The sequence below is a fragment of the Staphylococcus sp. T93 genome, assembly GCF_016743875.1.
GTDB lineage: Bacteria > Bacillota > Bacilli > Staphylococcales > Staphylococcaceae > Staphylococcus > Staphylococcus aureus.
In genome coordinates this window covers 1,328,219-1,352,804 of the sequence record NZ_CP068247.1, presented here as the reverse complement: position 1 = coordinate 1,352,804, position 24,586 = coordinate 1,328,219, and the positions used below count along the sequence as shown (strand labels likewise).

Genomic DNA, 24,586 nt, shown 5'->3' with positions numbered 1-24,586 from the left:
TTTCATGGAGTCCGTTTTATTATAGAACCTATTTTTTATATGATGAATTGTTGTACATGTATTGGCCAAACAACCTGTGATAAAAATCTTATGATGTCATGTATTGTCCATAGATACACGTAACGCAGTTGAAAAAGACTACAAGTCATTATCCAAGGATGTTATAAAATGAATAATTACTAAAATATCAAAATATAAAATCCTAAGCATCGTAAAAAACAAAAAAACCGAACATCTGAAAAAATTAATAATTTTCCATCTATCCGATTTAAGTTGATACTTGATTTAGTTACAATGCGGTATTGCATGTTTAAATATCATGCAAAACTAATCAAATTAGTCATCCAAAGAAACGGAAATGACTTCCTTAGTCAAGGGATGCACAAACTCTATTTTGTAACTTTCAAGTTCTAATTGTCTTAACGTTGAATCACCATATAAAGGATCACCAATAACAGGGTGACCAATTTCAGCTAAATGCACACGAATTTGATGAGTACGTCCAGTATCCAACTTGATTTCAAGTTGGCACACAGCTTCTTTTATCATTTTTGAAGTTAAAATGTGTGTAATTGCACGCTGTCCAGTAGGAGACACACGTCGTTTATTCGAATGGAATTTATCTTTACCAATTGGCATATCAATCGTTTGTGGTTTTAAAGGTAAAAGTGCCTTAACATTTGCTTTGTATATCCGCGTAATATCATTGTCTTCTAACATGCGATCAAGAATTTTTTTCATTAAAGGATTTTTAGCAACAATTAATAATCCTACTGTTTCCTGGTCCAGTCGATGAATTGGTTCGACATAGTCACTATCAATAGTGTAAATCACATGATTCATTAAAGTATTGCTTTCTTTTAAATCATTAGGGTGAGTCTTAACACCTTTAGGTTTCATTACGATTGCCATATCATCGTCTTCGTATTTAATTTGTGCATAACGATAACTTGGAACATAATTACTTTTTTCATCGATGGTTGGAACAAATACATCGTCGCCAGTATGCACTTTATCCATTAATCGCGCAGGTTTATCATTAATAGTAATATCTTTAGACATATTTAAATGATGTAAATCTTTTTTAGGTACCTTAAGTTGTTGGAAAATATCTCGTAAACTTAAGTCATTAAAGTTTTCTGGTATTTTAAATTTCATAAAATCCTCCTATAGTCTTTAATATCATATCACAAATCAGTTCTCCGAAATATAACTATTGAGTAATCAAGGCCATTTTATCATGTTTACGTCTAAGATTTAAAAATATAATAACTCAATGTATAATAGTTAATACACGTAAAAATGAATTGGAGCGATTTGATGGAACAAAGGACGCGACTAGCTTTATTAAAAGAGATTGCCGAATTTTTAAACGAAGAAACTGAAATGTATAGCATGACCCAAGGTGCGTTAAAATATTTAATTGAGGGCAGTAATTTCACGACAGGCTGGATATTTTTCATCAATAGCGTAGGTGAACATGAACTTGTATCACATGTGGCTCTACCACAATCTTTGACAGCAGACCACTGTCACTATATTAAAGATGGGTCTTGTTGGTGTGTGAAAGCATTTAATCAACGTAGGCTAATGAAAGCGTCGAATATCGTCAATTGTTCTCGTATTAACTTAGCCTCTAAAGCATTTCCTAGCCAAAATGACAATATTACACATCATGCAACGGTACCACTTAAATCGGGTCAAGAACAATTCGGCATTTTAAATGTAGCGTCTCCAAATACTGAAATATATAGCGATGAAGATTTAGAGTTGCTAGAGTCTGTCGCATTTCAATTAGGGTCAGCCATCAAACGTATTTATTTAACAGACCGTGAAAAAGAAGCGGCAAAAATTAATGAACGTAATCGTTTAGCTAGAGATTTACATGATTCAGTAAATCAAATGTTATTTTCTGTAAAACTAACAGCACATGCTGCGTATGGCATGTCAAACGAATCCATCGCTAAACAAGCATTCAAGACGATTGAGGAAACGAGTCAAAATGCCGTTAATGAAATGCGTGCATTGATTTGGCAACTTAAGCCAGTTGGACTTGAGCAAGGTTTAATTCATGCTTTGACAGCATATAGTAAATTAATGCATATACAATTAAATGTAAATGTAGAAGGTTTAATCGATTTATCTAATGAAATCGAAGAAAACATATACAGAGCATTACAAGAGTGTATTAATAATGTTAAGAAACATGCTGATACGAATAAAATGGATCTTACATTAAAACAAATGAACGATATACTATATATTGACGTGATTGATTATGGTCAAGGATTTGAGATCGATAATGTTCAGATAGCTTCATCACACGGTATTAATAACATAAAACAAAGAGTTAAATTATTAAGAGGTAAAGTGACCTTTCATTCTCAGCCAACAAAGGGTACACAAATACAATTCACAATTCCTATAAAATAGCTTGATTTAAGGAGATAACCCATGAACAAAGTAATATTAGTAGATGACCATTATATTGTGCGACAAGGATTGCGATTTTTATTATCCACGATTGAAAACATAGAAGTTTTACAAGACTTTGCAGATGGAGAAACATTTTTAGAATATTTAAAAGAGCATGAGCACCCTGATATTGTGCTATTAGATTTAGTGATGCCTGGCATGAATGGTATTGAAATTACGGAATATATTAAGGCACATTATCCGGATATTAAAGTTTTGGTATTAACAAGTTATGTTGATGATGAACATGTAATTTCAGCAATCAATAAAGGTGCTGATGGTTATGAAATGAAAGACGTTGAGCCTCAGCAATTAATTGAAACTATTAGACGAGTTATGAACGGTGAAAAAATGATACATCCTAAGGCACAAGATGTATTCGAAACAGTTAGCCAAAAACCACACTACACGAATAAGTTGTCAAAGAGAGAAATTGAAGTGTTACGTGAAATGGTTAAAGGTAAAACAAATAAAGAGATTGCAGAAACTTTATTTGTATCTGAAAAAACAATTAAAACACATGTCAGTCATATATTTAGTAAATTACAAGTTAGCGATCGTACACAAGCAGCAATTTATGCAATGGAAAATAAGTTGATTTAGAATGAGCTTTTAAATATTTGTCGAAAAATAGACAATTTTTAATCTGATTTTGATGAATTTTTTATAGCGATAGGGTTTATTATACAGTTTTCTTTGTAAATTTGATATCATTATAAAAGTGTAAGTTTTATCAAATCTAGTGATTATGCATAAAATTTTACTTCATTTACTTTCGCTTCATTATAAAGTAAACTTAACTCTTGTTGACTTGATCAAAATTTAATACAAATGTGAAATTGACTCTTTTCATTTTATTAAAAATATATTAAGATGTAATCTGTGTTTCAAGAAATGTGTATTATTGCAATTTCTTGTGTCCGGATAAAATTCCCCAAACAGAAAGGTAGATAACAGAATGGATAGACAGAGTTTTACAGATTTAATTCAAACAAAATTTAAAATGGTTCGTATAGAGGCTGGTTATACGCAAGATACTATGGCGCAAACAATTGGACTTTCTAAAAAGACTTTAGTACAAATCGAAAAAGAGAGAGTATTACCAAACTGGACAACTTGTATTTCAATTTGTGCATTATTCAGAGACTCTGAAGTATTAAACAGTACATTTGGCTGTGATCCATTAGAAATCGTTCAAACAATTTCAAGAAATCATTGTGCATATCCAAACCATGCACCAACAAGTGATATTTATTGGAATAACATTGAGACTCGTAATGGGTACATTTTACAAAGTAACAAAGTAAGCAATATTTATCGTGTATTAAATCCAGATAACCAACCAATTTTCGGTACTTCTAAAATGAGAGAAGCTGAAACATACTTTAACAGAAATGCTAAAGAAGAATTAGTACATATCTAGGCCTATATACTTTTAATAAATAATAAAAGCGATGTAACACACCTGTTTCGAGAGGTGAGGCATCGCTTTTTGTATGTAAACTAATAATAAATTGAGCAGAAAGTGAAATGATTAATGAATTAAAAAATAAAAATAGTGGTATAATGAATAACTATGTTGTCACAAAGGAGTCAAAATTATGAATGCACTATTTATTATCATATTTATGATTGTAGTAGGGGCGATAATTGGTGGCATTACTAATGTAATTGCAATTAGAATGCTGTTTCACCCCTTTAAACCATACTATATATTTAAATTTAGAGTCCCATTTACACCAGGTTTAATACCGAAAAGACGCGAAGAAATTGCAACTAAAATTGGCCAAGTGATTGAAGAGCATTTGCTTACAGAAACTTTAATTAATGAAAAATTGAAAAGCGAGCAATCACAGCAAGCAATAGAATCTATGATTCAACAGCAGTTACAAAAGTTGACGAAAGATCAATTGTCAATAAAACAAATTACTTCTCAAATCGATATTGATTTAGAACAAGTATTACAAACTAATGGAAATCAATATATTGAATCACAATTGAATAATTATTATACAAAGCATCAAAACCAAACAATAGCATCTTTATTGCCAAATCAACTTGTAACATTTTTAAATCAGCATGTAGATAACGCAACAGACTTATTATGTGATCGTGCAAGGAATTATTTATCATCTGCAAAAGGCACACAAGATATTAATGATATGTTGGATACTTTTTTCAATGAGAAAGGTAAGTTAATTGGTATGTTGCAAATGTTTATGACAAAAGAGAGTATTGCAGATCGCATTCAACAAGAACTTATACGTTTAACATCTCATCCTAAAGCAAGAACAATTGTGACATCGTTAATTACCAATGAATATCAAACTTTTAAAGATAAACCATTGAATGAACTGTTAGATGCATCGCAGTTTAATGAAATCGCTGAAAATCTATCAGTGTATGTAACAACATATGCAAGCAAACAAGCGAATAAGCCAGTGGTTACGTTAATGCCTCAATTCGTTGATTATTTAGAAGGTCAACTCTCTAGCAAATTAGCAAATTTAATCATTGAAAAATTATCGATTCACTTATCTACAATTATGAAAAAAGTGGATTTACGAGGATTAATTGAAGAACAAATTAATACGTTTGACTTAGATTATATTGAAAAATTAATTATAGAAATTGCTAACAAAGAACTAAAGTTGATTATGTCATTAGGTTTCATTTTAGGTGGTATTATTGGATTTTTCCAAGGTTTGGTTGCAATCTTTGTCTAAAAAAGCGAGATGTGGTAAAGTAATATCGAACGTTTTAATAAACATCACAACAAAGGAGTGCTATAACCATGGCAGTAAATTTATATGATTATGCAAATCAATTAGAACAAGCTTTAAGAGAAAGCGAAGAATACAAAGCAATCAAAGAAGCATTCGCTAATGTAAAAGCTAACGAAGAATCTAAAAAGTTATTCGACGAGTTCCGTGAAACTCAAATTAACTTCCAACAAAAACAAATGCAAGGTGAAGAAATTGCTGAAGAAGATTTACAAAAAGCGCAAGAACAAGCGCAAGCAATTGAAAAAGATGAAAACATCTCTGCATTAATGAATGCTGAACAAAAAATGAGTCAAGTATTCCAAGAAATCAACCAAATTATCGTTAAACCATTAGACGAAATTTACGCTGACTAATATTAAAATAATATTTTTCAATCCTTTAAATAGAGGAATAGACTGCCGACAGAGTCCGAGACTTTGTGGGTAGTTTTTTTAGTTTTGATAACGGAAGTTAGAGGCTCTCTGTCAAATTGGGCAGATGCATTCAGTAACGGAAGTTAGGCTAGTAAACGTGTCCTAACTTCCTTTTTGCATTTTGAAGTGTAAAGTTTTCAACATAATACTATTAGTTCGGTCATGTATCGGACTGATGGAAAAGCGTTTCACTTTTAATGACTCATTAAGAACGGCCTGAAAATGTTTGGCGTATTAAGTGCAATGATAGTTTTGACATTTAGTTTCTAATTGGTCATTACTGCCGAGCAAATCTAGTAGAGTAATCATGTAAATCTTTAATGTGCCATTTGATTCACTAGCGGTGTTAATAACTACGGAAATTGCATTTCCGACTGAAATTTTTGAAAAATATCAACGTACGCTACAAATAAAATTTTAAACTGTTATAAATGTGTCTCAATTTCATATGTTCATCGACGATATGAAGCGTATTATGGTAAAATGAAGAAATAATAAACTTGTTAATAAATAAAACATCACGATTTGACTAAAGCACTTTATTATTGTGTAGATAATAGTTTTTTAACGAAATAAAAATGGCGACTGGTTTTAATAAATCAGCTAATGAATCACTACACCTATAAGTATGAATATAGTGATTAGAATGCTTTGTATAGTTGGATTTTGCAAAATTGATGTTAGAACCTTTAATTAAGGAGATATGGATGTATGGTTAAATTTATTCATTGTTCGGATTTACATTTAGATAGTCCTTTCAAATCTAAGAGTCATATAAGCCCTAAAATTTTTGAGGATGTTCAAAAAAGTGCTTATGAAAGTTTTAAAAATATTGTAGATATTGCATTACAACAAGATGTTGATTTTGTAATTATCGCGGGTGATTTATTTGATAGTGAAAACAGAACATTACGTGCTGAAATTTTCTTAAAACAGCAATTTGAACGTTTACAAAATGAACAAATCTTTGTTTATGTTTGTCATGGTAATCACGATCCTTTATCATCAAAGATTTCATCAAACTGGCCAGATAATGTTTCTGTATTTTCAAATAAAGTTGAGACGTATGAAGCAATTACTAAATCTGGTGAAACAATTTATATTCACGGATTTAGTTATGAAAATAGAGCAAGTTATGAGAACAAGATTGATGAATATCCATCAAGTCAAGGCCAAAAAGGCATACATATTGGTGTCTTGCATGGTACGTATAGTAAATCTTCAGTTAACGAAAGATATACCGAGTTCATTTTAGAAGATTTAAACAGTAAATTGTATCATTATTGGGCTTTAGGTCATATACATGAACGTCAACAATTAAGTGATATGCCTGTAATTAACTATTCAGGTAATATTCAAGGTAGACATTTTAATGAGCAAGGTGAAAAAGGTTGCTTATTAATCGAGGGTGACCACTTAAAATTAAAGACTAAATTTTATCCTACACAGTATATTAGATTTGAAGAAGCAACTATTGAAACGGATAAGACATCTAAGCAAGGTTTATACGAGGTCATTCAAAACTTTAAAGAACAAGTGAGAGAAGAAGGAAAAGCCTTTTATCGTTTAACGCTTGTTATTAATAGTGAGACATTAATTTCACCTCAAGATTTATTACAAGTTGAAGAAATGATTACAGATTATGAAGAAAACGAAAATCAATTTGTATATATTGATGAGTTAAAAATACAATATGCACAAAATGATGAGTCACCTTTAGTTAATGAATTTTCAGCGGAATTATTAGTCGATCAAACTGTTTTTGATAAAGCGATGTCAGATTTATATTTAAATCCAAGGGCATCTAAGTTCCTAGACGATTATGGAACATTCGACCATACAGCATTAGTTAATCGTGCTGAAGAAATATTAAAAGCTGAAATGAGAGGTGAACAAAATGATAATTAAATCACTTGAAATTTATGGTTACGGTCAATTTGTTCAACGTAAAATTGAATTTAATAAAAACTTCACTGAAATTTTTGGTGAAAATGAAGCGGGTAAATCGACGATTCAAGCATTCATCCATTCGATATTATTTGGATTTCCAACTAAAAAGTCTAAAGAGCCAAGACTAGAACCACGTCTAGGTAACCAATACGGTGGTAAATTAGTACTTATTCTTGATGATGGCTTAGAGATTGAAGTTGAACGAATTAAAGGCAGTGCTCAAGGTGATGTGAAAGTATATTTACCTAATGGTGCTGTGCGTGATGATGCTTGGTTACAAAAGAAACTTAATTATATTTCTAAAAAGACATATCAAGGTATCTTTTCATTTGATGTACTAGGGCTTCAAGACATTCATAGAAATCTAAATGAAAAACAATTGCAAGATTATTTATTACAAGCAGGGGCTTTAGGATCAACTGAATTCACGTCAATGCGCGAAGTGATTAATCGTAAAAAAGATGAATTATATAAAAAATCAGGTAAAAATCCGATCATTAATCAACAAATTGAGCAATTAAAACAACTAGAAAGTCAAATTCGTGAAGAAGAAGCAAAGCTAGAAACATATCATCGCTTAGTAGATGATCGAGATAAATCATCACGTCGATTAGAGAATTTAAAGCATAATTTAAATCAATTATCAAAAATGCATGAAGAAAAACAAAAAGAGGTTGCTTTACATGATCATTCACAAGAATGGAAGTCTCTAGAACAACAGTTAAATATTGAGCCAATCACATTCCCAGAAAAAGGTGTGGATCGTTACGAAAAAGCACGAGCGCATAAGCAATCGTTAGAAAGAGATATTGGTTTAAGAAATGAGCGTTTAGCTCAACTTAAAGAAGAAGCGACTCAATTAGAGCCAGTTAAACAATCTGATATTGACGCCTTCATTAGTTTGAATCAACAAGAAAATGAAATTAAAAATAAAGAATTTGAACTTACTGCAATCGAAAAGGATATTGCGAATAAACAACGTGATAAAGATGAATTGCAATCAAATATTGGTTGGTCTGAAACGCATCATGACGTAGATAGTTCAGAGGCAATGAAAAGTTATGTCAGTGAGCAAATCAAGAATAAACAAGAACAAGCTGCATACATTAAACAATTAGAACGTAGTTTAGAAGAAAATAAAATCGAAGATAATGCGGTTCATAGCGAACTAGATTCTGTTGAAGAAAAAATAGTTCCTGAAGAGACTTTTGAAAAGAAAAAAGAATACTCACAACAAGTCATTGAATTAAACGAAAAAGAGAACTTGTATAGCAAATTGAAAGAACGTTTCGAAATTGAGCAACAAGAAAAACAAAAACGTCAAAAATTGTTACGAACAACGTTTATTCTTTTAACATTAGTAGGTATTGGTTTAACTGCCTTCTCATTTATTTCAAACAACATGTTGTTTGGTATTATTTTCGCAGTATTAACTTTAGTATTTGTTATCGGTATCATCATGTCTAAATCAAAAGAAGTAGATTATAGCGAGGCCATCACAGATGAAATCGAAGAAATTAAAGCACAACTAGCCATTTTAGATGAAAATTATGACTTAGATTTTGATCTTGATGAGCAATATCGCATTCGTGATCACTGGCAACAAGCTTTGAAAAATAAAGATATTTTAGAAGAGAAACGTCAGTATATTGAAGGTCGTTTAAATGATGCGAAAGGGCGTCATGATGAATTACAATCGACAGTTGAGAACGTTAAGGATGAATTATACTTATCATCTAAAATTTCAAATGATTTAATTGTTGATAGTATTTCTACAATGGCGAATATTAAAGCATTAGATCAACATATCAGTGATTTAAATCAACAACGCCAGCAATTGGTTCAAGAATTAGATACATTCTACAATCATGCTGAAGCTGTTACAAAATCACAATTTGTTTATTTCAACAAATTATCTTTATTCCACGATGTGCAACAATGGTTGAAATCAGCTGAAGACACGAATGAAAAATGGCGTATTAATGCTGAAAATACCAAACTTGTTACAAATGAATTAAATCATTTAAATGCTCAATTAGAAGAAAATAATAAAGAAATTACAGCACTATTCGATTTTATCAATGTTGGTACTGAAGAAGATTTTTACCAACATCATGAAGATTACCAAACTTATACTAGTAATTTGAGTCGTTTTAATGATTTAACTAAATATCTTGAGAACCAAAACTATTCTTATGAATTAAGTTCTAGTTTAAGTGAAAAAACAACTGCACAACTTGAAGAAGAAGATCATTTATTGGCTACTCAAGTTGACGAATATAATGAGCAATATCTTGAAATGCAAGCACAAGTCAGTGATTTAAGTGCACAAATCAATCACATGGAAACTGATACAACGCTTGCTAATTTAAGACATGAATATCACAGTCTTAAAAATCAACTTAATGATATCGCAAAAGATTGGGCAAGTTTAAGTTATTTACAAAGTTTAGTTGATGAACACATTAAACAAATTAAAGATAAACGTTTGCCTCAAGTTATTAATGAAGCGGTAGAAATATTGAAGCATTTAACAGATGGCAGATATACGATGATTAACTATAATGAAGATTCAATTACGGTTAAACATGTTAATGGTCAATTATATGATCCTGTTGAACTAAGTCAATCTACAAAAGAATTACTTTATGTAGCTTTACGTATCAGTTTAATTAAGGTACTAAGACCATATTATCCGTTCCCATTAATTGTTGATGATGCATTTGTTCATTTTGATAAAAAACGTACTGAAAAAATGTTGAATTATTTACGATCATTATCAGAACACTATCAAGTACTATACTTTACATGTGTAAAAGATAATATTGTTCCATCAAAAGAAGTGATTACATTAAACAAAATAGAGGAAGGCGGGAAACGATGAGAAATATAGAGAATCTAAATCCCGGAGATTCAGTTGATCACTTTTTCTTAGTGCATAAAGCTACACAGGGTGTAACAGCACAAGGTAAAGATTATATGACATTACATTTGCAAGATAAAAGTGGTGAAATTGAAGCGAAATTTTGGACGGCTACAAAAAATGATATGGCAACAATCAAGCCTGAAGAAATTGTACATGTTAAAGGTGACATCATAAACTATCGCGGAAATAAACAGATGAAAGTCAACCAAATTAGACTAGCGACAACTGAAGATCAATTAAAAACAGAACAATTTGTAGATGGTGCACCTTTATCACCGGCAGAAATACAAGAAGAGATTTCTCATTATTTGCTAGATATTGAAAATGCTAATTTACAACGTATCACACGTCATTTATTGAAAAAATATCAAGAACGATTTTACACATATCCAGCTGCTAGTTCTCATCATCATAACTTTGCGAGTGGCTTAAGCTATCATGTATTAACGATGTTACGTATTGCAAAATCAATTTGTGACATTTATCCATTGTTAAACAAAAGTTTGTTATATAGTGGTATTATTTTGCATGATATTGGTAAAGTTAGAGAATTGAGTGGTCCTGTTGCGACGTCGTATACAGTCGAAGGTAACTTATTAGGACACATCTCGATTGCGAGTGATGAAGTAGTTGAAGCAGCTCGTGAATTGAACATTGAAGGAGAAGAAATCATGTTGTTAAGACATATGATTTTATCTCATCATGGTAAGTTAGAGTATGGTTCTCCAAAACTGCCATACTTAAAAGAAGCAGAAATTTTATGCTATATCGATAATATCGATGCTAGAATGAATATGTTTGAAAAGGCATATAAAAAAACTGACAAGGGTCAGTTTACAGATAAAATATTTGGTCTTGAAAATCGTAGATTCTACAATCCTGAATCACTCGATTAAGAATTAAAAGATATCGGACAGATGAGTATACTGAAACATGAGCTCATCTGTCCGATTTTTAATGCGAAAAAACCGAGCGGCCGTGGTATGATTTTTGAACCACGGTCGCTCGGTTTTGTGTTATTGGCTCATGCCGGATTGTCCGCCTTGTGCGCCACCTTGTTTAAGTTTTTCAGGGTTTAAGATTTTATCTTCGACAACTGATTTAATATCACGATCTTTAAAGTCAACATCGTATTCTTTTAATAGATCTTTGTATGCATCAGTCAATAATTTTGGATTTTTTTGTACTTTCTGATCGACTAATTTTTCTTTCAGGCTTTGTTTTTCACTGTTAAAGTCTGTTGGTTTATCAGCTTTAATAATATGATATCCAAAGCTTGATTTAACAACCTCTGATACTTCACCATCTTTAAGCTTAAATAGTGCTTTTTCAAAATCTTTATCAGTTTGTCCTTTAAGAACATAACCTAATTCGCCATCTTTTTTAGCTGAACCAGTATCCATTGATTCTTTTTTAGCGATTTCACCAAATTTACTTGGATCTTTTGAAACTTCTTTTTGAATTTCTTCAGCTTTTTGTTTCGCTTCTTTATCATCTAAGCCTTCTTTGTCGCTTTTCTTAGATTTAACTTTAATTAAAATGTGTGAAGCTTTCTTGCTGTCTTCTTTAATTTCAGAATCAGAGATTTTAATTTTATCTGATAGTAATTCTTTATGATAAGCAGCAGTACGTAAATTTTCTTTATATTTATCGGCTGTTAAACCTTGCTGTTGAAGGGCCTTTTCAAATTTATCTTTACCGCCGTATTGCTTTTGCATTTTTTCAATTTGTTCGTCAATCTTCTTATCATTAACTTTATTTTTATATTTATCAGCTAAAATTTTATTTAACATTTCAGTAAATGATGCATTTGCAATTTGATCTTTACCGATTTTTTTCATTGTATCTGCAACTGTTACGTCTCCAGCTTTAGAAGAAATTAATGTATTTTCTTTAGAGTCTGTGGCACTAGCGCCACAAGCGCCTAATAATAAAGCACTAGCTGTTACCGGAACGATTAATTTGTTTATCATCTTCATAGTTGAAACTCCTTTGTAAGTTAATCATCGTGAATATAACATAGTTTTATATTATCACCAATCAATAACCCATGACATCAGACTAGAGCATTAGGTTTAGGGGTAGAAATTGATGAAAATAAAAAAACAAGGTCTATATACATTTGATTGTAAGCTATTACATAGCCTAAAAACAAATAATAACACCTTGCTATAATTATTTTGTTATAAATGATATGGATTTTTAATTTTTTTCAAAATATTAATACCTGTACTATGTTCTTCTATATATTGTCCATAATTAGAAAATATAATTATTTTTAAATATAATAAATCTGTAATGGAAATACCGAAATTCAATGCCAATAAGAACATAAAATAATGTCCATATTGCGGGAATGAAATTGTTAGATAAACGAACATTGCAGATAAGATAATTAACGGCAATATTAAGTTAATGCAAAAATAAAATTTGTGTACAGGTTGATTGACGTAGGTATTATAGAATATAAGCCATTTTCTTTTAGTTAACTTATGAACTTTAAACGATTTTCTATATGGTAAGAAAAATAATAAATGTATACTTTTATGTAATGGATACGTCATAAATACAAGTAATAAAAAGATGAGAAAATGTCTATCTGATAATGGCGTATTAGATAAAAAATACATTACTTCATAACTAACTAAAAACATAATGATGGTTGCAACTGCACTCATAAATGCAATTCTAGGCAAACCAAATCGTGCATTGATATCAATTTGTCTTTTACATAAAAACATATCTTACGCCTCATCTCTTTTCAATATAAGTTAGATTATAACTAACTCAGGTTCAGTAATTCAATAGTAACATATCATGTTAGAAGAATTGTTATATAAGAAGAAAGGAGCGACGTATTGTTTGATTTGAAACGCGAAAGTGGGGATTGGTAAAATTGTCTGATTGACTAGCGTAGAAGTAGAATGCAGAACAAATTTCTGCGAACACATATTCTTGCTAATAAAGCATCACTTATGAAAAAGGCGCGTGTGACATGAGTATTTGAAAACTTGAATAATATAAAAAATGGATATGGCAGGGCATATGCAAAAGCATCTTTTGACCAACTAAGTTATACAAATGCTAAAAATATAGTGATATGTAATTATAATAAACACCAGATTAATAATTTGTGCAAGTAAGGTATATGTAATGTGTATATAAGGTTCGGCTCAATGAAAATATAAGTATGTTGTTTGTCGATAATGATTTAAGTAAAGCGTAATCAAAGTGCAAGGATAACACAATGAATCCTAAGCAATGTTTTCAATCAATTCATAAATATGATTTAAGCGAAAATCACTACAAACAATGTCTTCCTATAATTTGTAAACATAAGTTCATTTGAGTTTTAAAAAAGAGATGACAAGAAATATCTAATTTCTAATGTCATCTCGTTTATTTGGCATTTAATTTTAAAAAATAAATATGCTGTTACTAATAAAAATAGTTGTGATCGAGAACGTAACCTGCTACTTAGAAATTTCGTTTCCAATATCCTCGCCACGATTTTGTAAATTTTCGATGTGTGACTGTAAACGTTCAATATTAGGATTAATGTCAGATTTGAAGTTTCCAAGTAATGACTTAATTTCACCACCAATTGAACTACCAAATTCCGCACTTTCGTTTTTAATTTGAACACCATAGTTTAAAATGTCATTAAAACTTTGTTTAATCGTTTCAAATTCACGTTGTAGTTCTGATTTTGAACCAGTAGGGGCAGTACGATCGATCGTGTTGTTCTTGACACTTTTGTCGTCACGTCCTTGAAGTGCAACTACAAAACCAGCTGCTACGCCAACACCGATACCGAATAGAATGCGTGATGCTTTCATTTATATTCTCCTCACTTTTAACATCTGTTATCTTGATAACTCATTTTGTTTAAAATTGCTAACCTTGATGTTATCACTTCAAACGCAATTGTTATAATATTAATCATATTATACCCGTTCGAGCTTAGATTAAGCATACATTTAAAATTGTGCTTGAATTTGTTCAGCAATTTGTTGTTTTGCATCGTTATCTAAAATGTCTTCATGTGTTTCCCACTTATAACCAAATCCATCAATATCATTTTCGTATCGAGGAATTAAGTGGAAATGAATATGAAATACAGATTGATCTGCAAACTCACCATTATTTTGAATAATGTTTAAACCATCAGGATTAAATGCACGCTTAATAGCATTTGCTACTTTAGGTAATGCTGCACCGATATGTTTCATTGTTTCTTCATCAGTTTCAAAGATATTAGCAGAAGCTTTTTTAGGAATTAATAACGTATGTCCTTTAGTAACTTGTGATATATCTAAAAAGGCATAGACATAATCGTCTTCATATACTTTAAAGCTAGGAATTTCTCCAGTTAAAATTTTGCCGAAAATTGTTTCTGACATGATGACTACACTCCTTTTCAACTAGTATTACCATTCATTATAACATTGTCGCTAAAAATTCGATATTAGGACATGTGTATTTAATATGAGCATTTTATAATTTTTGGTACAATATAAGTCATGGAGGTGCCTTATGACAGTTAAAGTAGAACAGCTTACAGGTGGATATGGAAAACGCCCTGTAATTAAAGATATAAATTTTGAATTAAACAAAGGCGAAATTGTTGGACTTATTGGCCTTAATGGCGCTGGTAAGAGTACAACGATTAAACATATGCTAGGATTGCTTACACCTATGGAAGGATCTCTATCAATTTCAGATATCAACATTAATGATGACATAGAGGCTTATAGAAGAAAGTTATCTTATATTCCGGAATCACCGGTTATTTATGAAGAACTCACATTAGAGGAACACATTGAGATGACAGCAATGGCATATGATATTGATCGTGATGAAACGATGAATCGAGCAATGCCATTATTAAAGACATTCCGTTTAGAAAATGAGTTGAAAGTTTTTCCGAGTCATTTTTCTAAGGGGATGAAACAAAAAGTCATGATTATTTGTGCGTTTATCGTTAATCCCGAATTGTATATTATAGACGAACCATTCCTTGGCCTAGATCCATTAGGAATTCAATCCATGTTAGATTTAATGGTTGAAAAGAAAAACGAAGGTAGAACCGTTCTAATGAGTACACATATTTTAGCAACAGCTGAACGTTACTGTGATCGTTTTATCATACTAGACGAAGGTGAAGTCGTTGCATTTGGAGATTTAGAAGCATTGAGACAACAAACTGGCTTACATAATCAAACATTAGACGATATATATATTCATGTGACGCAAGGTGGAGATGTACATGCGTAACCAAGCTACCACATTATTTAATAAAAGATTACATGCCCTTCGTAAAGAGAAAAATTATTATAATAAGTTTATATTTAATGGTCATTTCATGGTCTTTTTACTTATTTTGCTGGGTGCATTTATTTTTGGATATGGTGAATGGTTAAAACATATTCCAACGAATATCAATTTTTCATTAATAGCAGCAGTGATTGTTGCGTTGACATCTATTTTTCCAATGCGACCACTGTTAAAAGAAGCGGATAAAATCTTTTTATTACCATTTGAAAAACACATGTCTCAATTTATGCGTCATGCGATTTTATATAGTTACTTTGCGCGCATATTAATCCAACTCATTATTGTTATTGTAATGTTCCCGTTGTTTTACAATATTAATCAACATAATGTGGCATTTTATATTTGTTTTGGAGTCAGTGCATTAATTTTTCCATATGTTGGTTTACGCTTAAGATGGCAATGGTATCAATCGGGACTTAAAACATGGCAAGTTAATTTAATATCATTCATCACCTTTGCTCTAACATATTACTTACTATTAGCTCCAAAATGGTACATCGCATTTGTGATGGTTGCTTTGCCTGTGTTAATAGAATTTTTAGTTAAAAAATATAAACCAGGCTTTTTGTATCCTTGGGAGAAAATGATTGCAATCGAACATCGACATCATATGAATTATTATAAATTTGTTAATATGTTCACCGATGTAAAACATTTGAAAGAATCTGCAGTCAGAAGAAGTTATCTAGATATACTTTTACCAGTTCCAAAGGGTAGTAAATTTAACTCTAATGCGATGTATTTATTCTTATTTATTAGAAGCTTTATAAGAGGGAGAGACGCATTTAATATTATCTTTAGGTTAGTAATTATTGCAGTTTTATTAATGGTTTGGTTATCATATCCATTAGTGACAGCAATTATTGGGTGTTTATTTGTATATATTATATTGTTACAAATGGCACAATTTTATTCACAGCAAGCATATGGCTTATGGCCTCAAGTGTGGCCTGTACCTGAAGAGAAGGTAATCAAAGGGTATGAACAGTTTTTATATAGATTAATGTTTGTTATTTGTACTGTGTTTGCAGTGACATTTATTATAAAACATATGACGTTATTCTATGTTGTACTCATTTTCTATATTGTAGGTTTATTAACGATTAGAAGTATTATTAAAAAGTTGAAATATCAGGAAACATTATTACGAGACTAAAAAACTTCCATTGGCATGTATGTTGTAAAGGTGCATGTAATGTTGAACGCCAAATGATACGGCGTTCAGATTACATTAGCATCTATACGTTAACAGCATAACCAATGGAAGTTTTCTTCGAATCTATTCTTTTATTGGGTATAGATATCTTTCAAAATAACTTGAATGTTGTCCGCTTGAACCAAAGTAATGACTTAATGCGTCTTTTGAAAAATGGTCATTAAAGGCATCAGATTGCTTAAAGTCTTCGTATGCATGTCGATCAGCAAATCCGAAATAAATTTTGTATGTTGTACCTTTAGCAGGTCTTAACAAACGATAGCTTTTAAAGCCACCAAAGTTTCTGAAATTATCGTCTACACTAATCAGTTTCTTTTCAAGTTGATATGCATGATCTTCTGTTGATGGAATGAAGATTGCACAATAGAAATGATGTTCACTGAATTCACCAATTTCTTTAATAACTTCATATATTGAAGGTGATTTTAAAACAGTCTCACCATCAGTTTCTTCAAAAATAACTGAAGTATCTGATGCTGAAAATTGGAATAGTTGATGGGTCGGGTTATTGATTTTTATCTGATGTAAAAATCCATAAGTGCCATAAGATGTATATAGTTTCTTCATATGAAAGGTCCCCCTTATGTTTTTATTTATTATACGATGATAAACTAGTCATTACCACTATTAATAATTGATTAAAATTACTATAATGAATCTTGCGAGATATTTAGAAGTAATGATACAAAATAATGGACTTTAGAATTTAAATTTACAATAAATAGTTCTATGATTAAATGTCAGTTTTATGACATTTATTTATTGAAAATACGAACGAATGAGCGATATGATAATATAGATAAGAATGATTTTAATTTAGGAGGCCTTTATGGTGCATAATAAAAACAATACAATTTTAAAAATGATCAAAGGTGAAGAAACATCACATACACCTGTTTGGTTTATGCGACAAGCTGGCCGTTCGCAACCAGAATATCGAAAATTGAAAGAAAAATATTCACTATTCGATATTACACATCAGCCGGAGTTGTGCGCTTATGTAACACATTTACCAGTTGATAATTATCATACAGATGCAGCAATTTTATACAAAGATATTATGACACCATTAAAGCCAATTGGTGTCGATGTAGAAATTAAATCGGGTATTGGTCCAGTGATTCATAATCCAATCAAAACAATTCAAGATGTTGAGAAACTTTCTCAAATAGACCCCGAACGAGATGTACCATATGTATTAGATACAATTAAACTTTTAACAGAAGAAAAGTTAAATGTGCCGCTAATAGGATTTACTGGGGCACCATTTACATTAGCGTCATATATGATTGAAGGCGGACCATCGAAAAATTACAATTTTACAAAAGCGATGATGTATAGAGATGAAGCAACATGGTTTGCTTTAATGAATCATTTAGTTGATGTATCTGTTAAATATGTAACAGCTCAAGTCGAAGCAGGTGCCGAATTGATTCAAATTTTCGATTCATGGGTAGGTGCATTAAATGTCGAGGATTACAGACGTTACATTAAACCACATATGATTCGATTAATCAGTGAGGTTAAAGAAAAACATGATGTGCCGGTAATTTTATTCGGTGTAGGTGCCAGTCATTTAATCAATGAATGGAATGATTTACCGATTGATGTATTAGGCCTAGATTGGAGAACGTCTATTAATCAGGCTCAACAATTAGGCGTTACTAAAACATTACAAGGGAATTTAGATCCATCAATTTTATTAGCACCATGGAATGTCATTGAAGAGAGATTGAAACCAATATTAGATCAAGGTATGGAGAACGGTAAACACATCTTTAATTTAGGACACGGTGTATTCCCAGAAGTGCAACCAGAGACGTTACGTAAAGTAAGCGAATTCGTACACACATATACACAAAGATAATCATAGTTTTACATTGAAGCACATGAAAGATAATTCATTTAAAGGAAGGTATTATCAATGACTAAAAAAATGGGATTATTAGTTATGGCTTATGGCACACCTTATAAAGAAAGTGACATAGAGCCATATTATACAGATATTAGACATGGTAAACGTCCATCTGAAGAAGAACTTCAAGATTTGAAAGATAGATATGAATTTATAGGTGGTTTATCACCATTAGCAGGTACAACAGATGACCAGGCTGATGCGCTAGTTTCAGCATTAAATAAAGCATATGCAGATGTTGAATTTAAACTATACTTAGGATTAAAACACATTTCACCATTTATCGAAGATGCGGTTGAACAAATGCACAATGATGGCATTACTGAAGCAATCACGGTAGTACTAGCACCACATTATTCTTCATTTTCAGTAGGATCATATGACAAACGTGCTGATGAAGAAGCTGCAAAATATGGTATTCAACTTACACATGTGAAACATTATTATGAACAACCTAAATTTATTGAATATTGGACGAATAAAGTCAACGAAACATTAGCTCAAATACCGGAAGAGGAACATAAAGACACGGTATTAGTTGTTTCGGCACATAGTTTGCCAAAAGGTTTAATCGAAAAGAATAATGATCCATATCCACAAGAACTAGAACATACTGCGCTTTTAATTAAAGAACAATCTAATATTGAACATATCGCGATTGGTTGGCAATCTGAAGGTAATACAGGTACACCTTGGTTAGGGCCAGATGTACAAGATTTAACACGTGATTTATATGAAAAACATCAGTATAAAAACTTTATATATACGCCAGTAGGTTTTGTATGTGAGCATTTAGAGGTGCTTTATGACAATGATTATGAATGTAAAGTAGTTTGCGATGATATTGGTGCGAATTATTATCGTCCAAAAATGCCGAATACACATCCATTATTTATCGGTGCAATTATTGATGAAATCAAGTCTATATTTTAATGACGAAAGAAGCGTGAAACGTTGTGACTAAATCAGTGGCTATTATAGGAGCGGGGATAACAGGTTTATCAAGTGCATATTTTTTAAAACAGCAAGATCCTAATATTGATGTAACCATCTTTGAAGCATCGAATCGTCCGGGGGGAAAGATTCAATCGTATCGTAAAGATGGTTATATGATTGAACTAGGGCCTGAATCTTATTTAGGTAGAAAAACGATTATGACAGAATTAGCGAAAGATATTGGATTAGAACAAGATATTGTTACAAATACGACTGGACAATCATATATTTTTGCGAAAAATAAATTATATCCGATTCCAGGTGGTTCAATTATGGGTATTCCAACAGATATTAAACCATTTGTTACTACAAAATTAATATCGCCACTTGGTAAATTAAGAGCAGGGTTTGATTTATTAAAAAAACCTACTCAAATGCAGGATGGTGACATTTCTGTTGGTGCATTTTTCAGAGCAAGATTAGGTAATGAGGTACTTGAGAATTTAATAGAGCCTTTAATGGGTGGTATTTATGGTACCGATATTGATAAATTAAGTTTGATGAGTACGTTTCCTAATTTTAAAGAAAAAGAAGAGGCATTCGGAAGTCTGATAAAAGGTATGAAGGATGAGAAAAATAAGCGTCTGAAACAAAGACAATTATATCCTGGCGCACCGAAAGGACAATTCAAACAATTTAAGCATGGTTTAAGCTCATTTATTGAAGCATTAGAACAAGATGTTAAAAATAAAGGTGTGACAATACGCTACAATACGTCAGTGGATGATATAATTACATCTCAAAAACAATATAAAATTGTTTACAATGATCAACTAGAAGAAGTGTATGATGGCGTATTAGTAACGACACCACATCAAGTGTTTTTAAATTGGTTCGGACAAGATCCAGCATTTGATTACTTTAAAACGATGGATAGTACGACTGTTGCAACTGTTGTATTGGCATTTGATGAAAAAGACATTGAAAATACCCATGATGGTACTGGCTTCGTAATTGCGAGAACGAGTGATACAGACATTACCGCATGTACTTGGACATCGAAAAAATGGCCATTTACTACACCGGAAGGTAAGGTTTTGATTCGTGCGTATGTAGGTAAACCAGGTGATACTGTGGTTGATGATCATACAGATAATGAATTAGTATCGATTGTACGTAGAGATTTAAGTCAAATGATGACATTTAAAGGTGATCCTGAATTTACAATTGTCAATCGTTTGCCGAAAAGTATGCCACAGTACCATGTCGGTCATATTCAACAAATTAGACAGATTCAAGCACATATTAAACAAACATATCCACGACTTAGAGTAACTGGTGCATCTTTTGAAGCGGTTGGACTACCTGATTGTATTACGCAAGGTAAAGTTGCTGCTGAAGAAGTAATCGCAGAGTTGTAAGTTAATTGTTGGATGGTGTTGGTGTAGGTGCGACGCCTTTAGATAATGTTTGATGAAATATAGTCATTTTTAAGTTATATAATGGTGGAAGTAATGTGTAAATATAGATACTTTCAGCGGGAATTATTTTTGTGAAATTGAAGCAGAGACAAAGGTTTAGCTGTTTTTGAATGATATTGAAATGATGACAATACACTTTAATTAGAAATGTCACTTTGCGATATAACATTTCTAATTAAGGTGTTTTTATTTTACAATTATAGGTAATCAGTCATTTTTTTAAAAATAGAAAAGAAGTAGTAAGTTGAAAGGAGAGAATGAGATGACAGATGTAATTATTGTACATTCTATGCATGGAAATAGTAGAAATCATTGGTATCAGTGGTTGGAGCATAACTTAACTTTAGAAGGATATGACGTAACATTATTTAATTTTGAATCCCCTGAAGCGAAGACAGTGGATCAGTGGATTGAAGCTATGACGAAACAAATTAATGTACGCAAAAAGGATACATATTTTGTAACACATGGTTTAGGTTCAATCACAGCTTTAAAATATATTGAAATGATTGATCAGCCGATTGAAGGCTTTTTCAGTATAGCGGGCTTTAAAGAAGATGCAGAAAATATAGATTTAGATATTGATTTAAGTAATGTAACCATTGATTACGATAATATTAAAAAGAAAGTTGACAATTTTTACGGATTGAGTTCTAAAAATGACAAATACGTTTCATATAAAGAGACCCAGCGTTTAATGAATGCATTAGAGGGGAACTTGCAAATCGTGGAAGATGGAGGGCACTTCTTAGAAGAGGATGGCTTCGAAACATTTACAGCGTTGCAAGATCGGATGCAAGATTACATGACACGATAGTTAGTGTATGGGTTGTGTTATGTTGTGTCAGTAGGTAGCTGCTGATTTTGAAAAATTGTTGTAATTGAGGCGTCAAGCAATGTCTTAGGGCTACAATGTTATATTGGTAGTCGCTGACTGAAAGAATATGCGGTGTAACAAGCTTTTATAATTTCTTTTTCAGAAGGTATAGGCGTTGTAAACTTTATAACTCCTATACCTTTTTAAATGCTTTAACACTATTTATGACAACTATTAGACACTTATATGATAAAAGGGAATAAGAAGCGTTTTTTTACACAAAAAACTTTGAAAATGTCGTTGACGTACACTACAAAAATGAATATACTAATATTTGTGTTCAACAGAGAACATGTTGCTACGATATTTAAGTAATTATTTAAGAGATAACATTTAAATTAAATTCAAAAAGTTCTTGACTTTAGATTTTTGATTATGGTATATTAATTAGGTAATTCAAAATAATATTAGCGCGGGATGGAGCAGTTCGGTAGCTCGTCGGGCTCATAACCCGAAGGTCGGTGGTTCAAATCCGCCTCCCGCAATACATAGTTTTTAATTTAATAGGTCTCGTAGTGTAGCGGTTAACACGCCTGCCTGTCACGCAGGAGATCGCGGGTTCGATTCCCGTCGAGACCGCCATTATTATTACCATTACGGTTCAGTAGCTCAGTTGGTAGAGCAATGGATTGAAGCTCCATGTGTCGGCAGTTCGACTCTGTCCTGAACCATTCTTAATTCATGGCGGTTGTGGTGAAGTGGTTAACACATCGGATTGTGGTTCCGACATTCGAGGGTTCGATCCCCTTCAGCCGCCCCATAATCGTTTACATTAGCGGGTGTAGTTTAATGGCAAAACCTCAGCCTTCCAAGCTGATGTTGTGGGTTCGATTCCCATCACCCGCTCCATTATTTTCTATTATTCCACAGTAGCTCAGTGGTAGAGCTATCGGCTGTTAACCGATCGGTCGTAGGTTCGAGTCCTACCTGTGGAGCCATGGCTCCTTGGTCAAGCGGTTAAGACACCGCCCTTTCACGGCGGTAACACGGGTTCGAGTCCCGTAGGAGTCATACAAGCAGAAGTGAAATATCGCTTCTGTTTTTTTATTACATATTTATTGTTGAGGAAGGTTGTCCGAGCTGGCCGAAGGAGCACGCCTGGAAAGTGTGTAGGCGTCACAAGCGTCTCAAGGGTTCGAATCCCTTACCTTCCGTAAAGGCGCTTAAATTGGTTTTACCCATTTTAAGCGCTATTTTTATTTTGGACTCAATCCCTTGATATATCTGCATTTGAGCTATTATCCTCATTTTTACACTTCTTATTTATTTATATCCATTTAAAATTTTTTAGCCACAATGTGACTAATTTTTGATGAATAATCCTAATTTTAGTCACAAGATTTTGAAGTTTAGTCACAAAACAAATCATTCAGATTTTTTTCTATAAATTTAGTTTCATTATCTTCAAATTCTTTAATCAAATGTGAATATGTTTTAAGCGTTGTATGTACATCTGCATGACCTAATCGTTTTGAAATGTAATGTTTAGCTGTTACTTAAAGAAAATCAAATATTATATATACGCTTGAAAAAATAAAATAATAATATTATAATATAATCAATCGGCATCTACGTGCGGATTATAAAGTAAAGCGTAGCATAACCAGGAGTTAGTCGATTTTTAATAAATTCGACTAAATTATTAATAAAGGCTAAAGTAATTAGTTTACTTTAGCCTTTATTGCATTTGTAATTTATAGAACTGCGAACAGGTGACTACTGTTAATTTATGTGATTAAAGTTTCAATGATATTTGATTTATTAGACCATTTCAAAAGCGCAAGGTTCTCATGTTCTGCTACAGTTTGCGGTCTTTGGAAGATATATCATTTACTATTATTAACATGATATATTCTAATTTGTTTGTGGATGGGCTGTTTGGTTTGATATCGCGGTAAATATAAGCATCATTAGTTATATTGTTGAAATCTAAGTTGAATTTATTATCATACAGCAATGTGCCAATTAGGGACATTTTTAATTTTGAACTCTACATTTTGTTGAGAGTATCTGGTTATATTTGCAAAATGGTATGAACATTTATCATCACTTATTAAGTTGTCTTGATGATTGAATGACCCAGTATTTATTCAGTTCGAGAAGATTGAGAGTGTTAAATCGTATTCGAGTATAATTTCGATTCTAGTCATACCATTTTCATAAAGTTTAGCCATTTGTAACTTAAACTATGAACTAAATAATCTTCTGACTCTTGTCAAAATAAAATCGCCTACCCAAATAGTTTAACAATATCTATTCTCATAGAATTTGTTC

22 protein-coding genes, 8 tRNA genes and 1 pseudogene are annotated in these 24,586 nt (G+C 31.8%); 24 read left to right on the top strand and 7 right to left on the bottom strand.

The genetic code is table 11. The features are described 5' to 3' along the window. Positions 1–336 precede the first annotated feature (336 nt). On the bottom strand, positions 337–1,158 hold the full coding sequence (locus tag JG553_RS06520) for an RluA family pseudouridine synthase (protein WP_000669376.1): 822 nt from the start codon (positions 1,156–1,158) through the stop codon (positions 337–339). Positions 1,159–1,320: 162 nt separating this feature from the next. Between JG553_RS06520 and JG553_RS06515 the strand changes: the two genes are divergently transcribed. The 9 genes from JG553_RS06515 to yhaM all read left to right on the top strand — a co-directional run bounded on the left by JG553_RS06515 (position 1,321) and on the right by yhaM (position 11,446). After that, entirely contained in the window at positions 1,321–2,433 is a 1,113-nt protein-coding gene (locus tag JG553_RS06515; protein WP_000437967.1) for a GAF domain-containing sensor histidine kinase, read from the top strand. 21 nt (positions 2,434–2,454) lie between these two features. Further along, positions 2,455–3,078, top strand: coding sequence for a response regulator (locus JG553_RS06510; protein WP_001045133.1), 624 nt, complete (start codon positions 2,455–2,457; stop codon positions 3,076–3,078). Between the two features lie 355 nt (positions 3,079–3,433). Then, positions 3,434–3,898, top strand: a complete 465-nt coding sequence (xdrA, locus tag JG553_RS06505) for an XRE family transcriptional regulator XdrA (protein ID WP_000375864.1) — start codon at positions 3,434–3,436, stop codon at positions 3,896–3,898. Positions 3,899–4,076: 178 nt separating this feature from the next. After that, positions 4,077–5,201, top strand: a complete 1,125-nt coding sequence (locus JG553_RS06500; RefSeq protein WP_000992527.1) for a DUF445 domain-containing protein — start codon at positions 4,077–4,079, stop codon at positions 5,199–5,201. Between the two features lie 68 nt (positions 5,202–5,269). Then, entirely contained in the window at positions 5,270–5,614 is a 345-nt protein-coding gene (locus tag JG553_RS06495) for a YlbF/YmcA family competence regulator (protein WP_000290301.1), read from the top strand. Positions 5,615–5,996: 382 nt separating this feature from the next. Continuing rightward, entirely contained in the window at positions 5,997–6,095 is a 99-nt protein-coding gene (locus JG553_RS06490; RefSeq protein WP_001791795.1) for a hypothetical protein, read from the top strand. 290 nt (positions 6,096–6,385) lie between these two features. Further along, positions 6,386–7,582 (top strand): metallophosphoesterase family protein, encoded by a 1,197-nt coding sequence (locus JG553_RS06485; protein WP_000238227.1) that lies wholly within the window; start codon positions 6,386–6,388, stop codon positions 7,580–7,582. Then, on the top strand, positions 7,572–10,508 hold the full coding sequence (locus tag JG553_RS06480) for an ATP-binding protein (RefSeq protein WP_000584648.1): 2,937 nt from the start codon (positions 7,572–7,574) through the stop codon (positions 10,506–10,508). The genes JG553_RS06485 and JG553_RS06480 overlap by 11 nt, the downstream gene beginning before the upstream one ends. Then, entirely contained in the window at positions 10,505–11,446 is a 942-nt protein-coding gene (gene yhaM, locus JG553_RS06475; RefSeq protein ID WP_001244175.1) for a 3'-5' exoribonuclease YhaM, read from the top strand. The genes JG553_RS06480 and yhaM overlap by 4 nt, the downstream gene beginning before the upstream one ends. Before the next feature lie 120 nt (positions 11,447–11,566). Here yhaM and prsA read toward each other — a convergent pair whose 3' ends face one another. The 4 genes from prsA to JG553_RS06455 form a co-directional block, all read right to left on the bottom strand. Continuing rightward, positions 11,567–12,529: a peptidylprolyl isomerase PrsA gene (gene prsA, locus JG553_RS06470; protein WP_000782121.1), complete on the bottom strand. Its 963-nt coding sequence runs from the start codon at positions 12,527–12,529 to the stop codon at positions 11,567–11,569. A gap of 204 nt (positions 12,530–12,733) precedes the next feature. Next, positions 12,734–13,291, bottom strand: coding sequence for a DUF3267 domain-containing protein (locus JG553_RS06465; protein ID WP_000477959.1), 558 nt, complete (start codon positions 13,289–13,291; stop codon positions 12,734–12,736). A 732-nt stretch (positions 13,292–14,023) separates the two neighbouring features. Next, a complete protein-coding gene (locus tag JG553_RS06460) occupies positions 14,024–14,389 on the bottom strand; it encodes a YtxH domain-containing protein (RefSeq protein ID WP_000648118.1) in 366 nt (121 codons plus the stop codon). 141 nt (positions 14,390–14,530) lie between these two features. Next, complete coding sequence (locus JG553_RS06455) at positions 14,531–14,953, bottom strand: HIT family protein (RefSeq protein ID WP_000004981.1); 423 nt, start codon at positions 14,951–14,953, stop codon at positions 14,531–14,533. Positions 14,954–15,086: 133 nt separating this feature from the next. On the opposite strand from JG553_RS06455, the gene ecsA reads away from it, so the two are divergent. Both ecsA and ecsB read left to right on the top strand, forming a co-directional pair. Continuing rightward, a complete protein-coding gene (gene ecsA / locus JG553_RS06450) occupies positions 15,087–15,827 on the top strand; it encodes an ABC transporter ATP-binding protein EcsA (protein WP_000216878.1) in 741 nt (246 codons plus the stop codon). Beyond that, positions 15,820–17,043, top strand: coding sequence for an ABC transporter permease EcsB (gene ecsB, locus JG553_RS06445; protein ID WP_001245769.1), 1,224 nt, complete (start codon positions 15,820–15,822; stop codon positions 17,041–17,043). Before ecsA ends, ecsB begins: the two co-directional genes overlap by 8 nt. 123 nt (positions 17,044–17,166) lie before the next feature. Here the strand turns inward: ecsB and traP are convergent, their stop codons facing one another. After that, positions 17,167–17,670, bottom strand: coding sequence for a signal transduction protein TRAP (gene traP / locus JG553_RS06440; protein ID WP_000737976.1), 504 nt, complete (start codon positions 17,668–17,670; stop codon positions 17,167–17,169). A 162-nt stretch (positions 17,671–17,832) separates the two neighbouring features. On the opposite strand from traP, the gene JG553_RS06435 reads away from it, so the two are divergent. The 13 genes from JG553_RS06435 (at position 17,833) to JG553_RS06375 (ending at position 23,466) form a co-directional block, all read left to right on the top strand. Then, positions 17,833–17,943 (top strand): hypothetical protein, encoded by a 111-nt coding sequence (locus JG553_RS06435; RefSeq protein WP_001790154.1) that lies wholly within the window; start codon positions 17,833–17,835, stop codon positions 17,941–17,943. After that, positions 17,933–18,970 (top strand): uroporphyrinogen decarboxylase, encoded by a 1,038-nt coding sequence (hemE, locus tag JG553_RS06430; RefSeq protein WP_000233526.1) that lies wholly within the window; start codon positions 17,933–17,935, stop codon positions 18,968–18,970. Before JG553_RS06435 ends, hemE begins: the two co-directional genes overlap by 11 nt. A 57-nt stretch (positions 18,971–19,027) precedes the next feature. Beyond that, positions 19,028–19,951 (top strand): ferrochelatase, encoded by a 924-nt coding sequence (gene hemH, locus JG553_RS06425; protein WP_000162880.1) that lies wholly within the window; start codon positions 19,028–19,030, stop codon positions 19,949–19,951. A gap of 23 nt (positions 19,952–19,974) precedes the next feature. Next, a complete protein-coding gene (gene hemY / locus JG553_RS06420) occupies positions 19,975–21,375 on the top strand; it encodes a protoporphyrinogen oxidase (RefSeq protein WP_000167538.1) in 1,401 nt (466 codons plus the stop codon). 322 nt (positions 21,376–21,697) lie between these two features. Further along, positions 21,698–22,252, top strand: coding sequence for an RBBP9/YdeN family alpha/beta hydrolase (locus JG553_RS06415; RefSeq protein WP_000132889.1), 555 nt, complete (start codon positions 21,698–21,700; stop codon positions 22,250–22,252). A 471-nt stretch (positions 22,253–22,723) separates the two neighbouring features. After that, positions 22,724–22,797 (top strand) — tRNA-Met (locus tag JG553_RS06410). 21 nt (positions 22,798–22,818) lie between these two features. After that, positions 22,819–22,894: transfer RNA gene (locus JG553_RS06405), tRNA-Asp, on the top strand. A gap of 16 nt (positions 22,895–22,910) precedes the next feature. After that, positions 22,911–22,983, top strand: a tRNA-Phe gene (locus tag JG553_RS06400). Between the two features lie 13 nt (positions 22,984–22,996). Then, a tRNA-His gene (locus tag JG553_RS06395) sits at positions 22,997–23,072 on the top strand. Between the two features lie 15 nt (positions 23,073–23,087). Then, positions 23,088–23,161 (top strand) — tRNA-Gly (locus JG553_RS06390). 14 nt (positions 23,162–23,175) lie between these two features. Continuing rightward, positions 23,176–23,250 (top strand) — tRNA-Asn (locus JG553_RS06385). A 1-nt stretch (position 23,251) separates the two neighbouring features. Then, a tRNA-Glu gene (locus tag JG553_RS06380) sits at positions 23,252–23,323 on the top strand. A 54-nt stretch (positions 23,324–23,377) separates the two neighbouring features. After that, a tRNA-Ser gene (locus JG553_RS06375) sits at positions 23,378–23,466 on the top strand. A gap of 573 nt (positions 23,467–24,039) precedes the next feature. Here JG553_RS06375 and JG553_RS13330 read toward each other — a convergent pair. Beyond that, a pseudogene (locus JG553_RS13330) lies at positions 24,040–24,248 on the bottom strand (DUF1828 domain-containing protein); the annotation flags it as partial. Between the last annotated feature and the right edge of the window lie 338 nt (positions 24,249–24,586).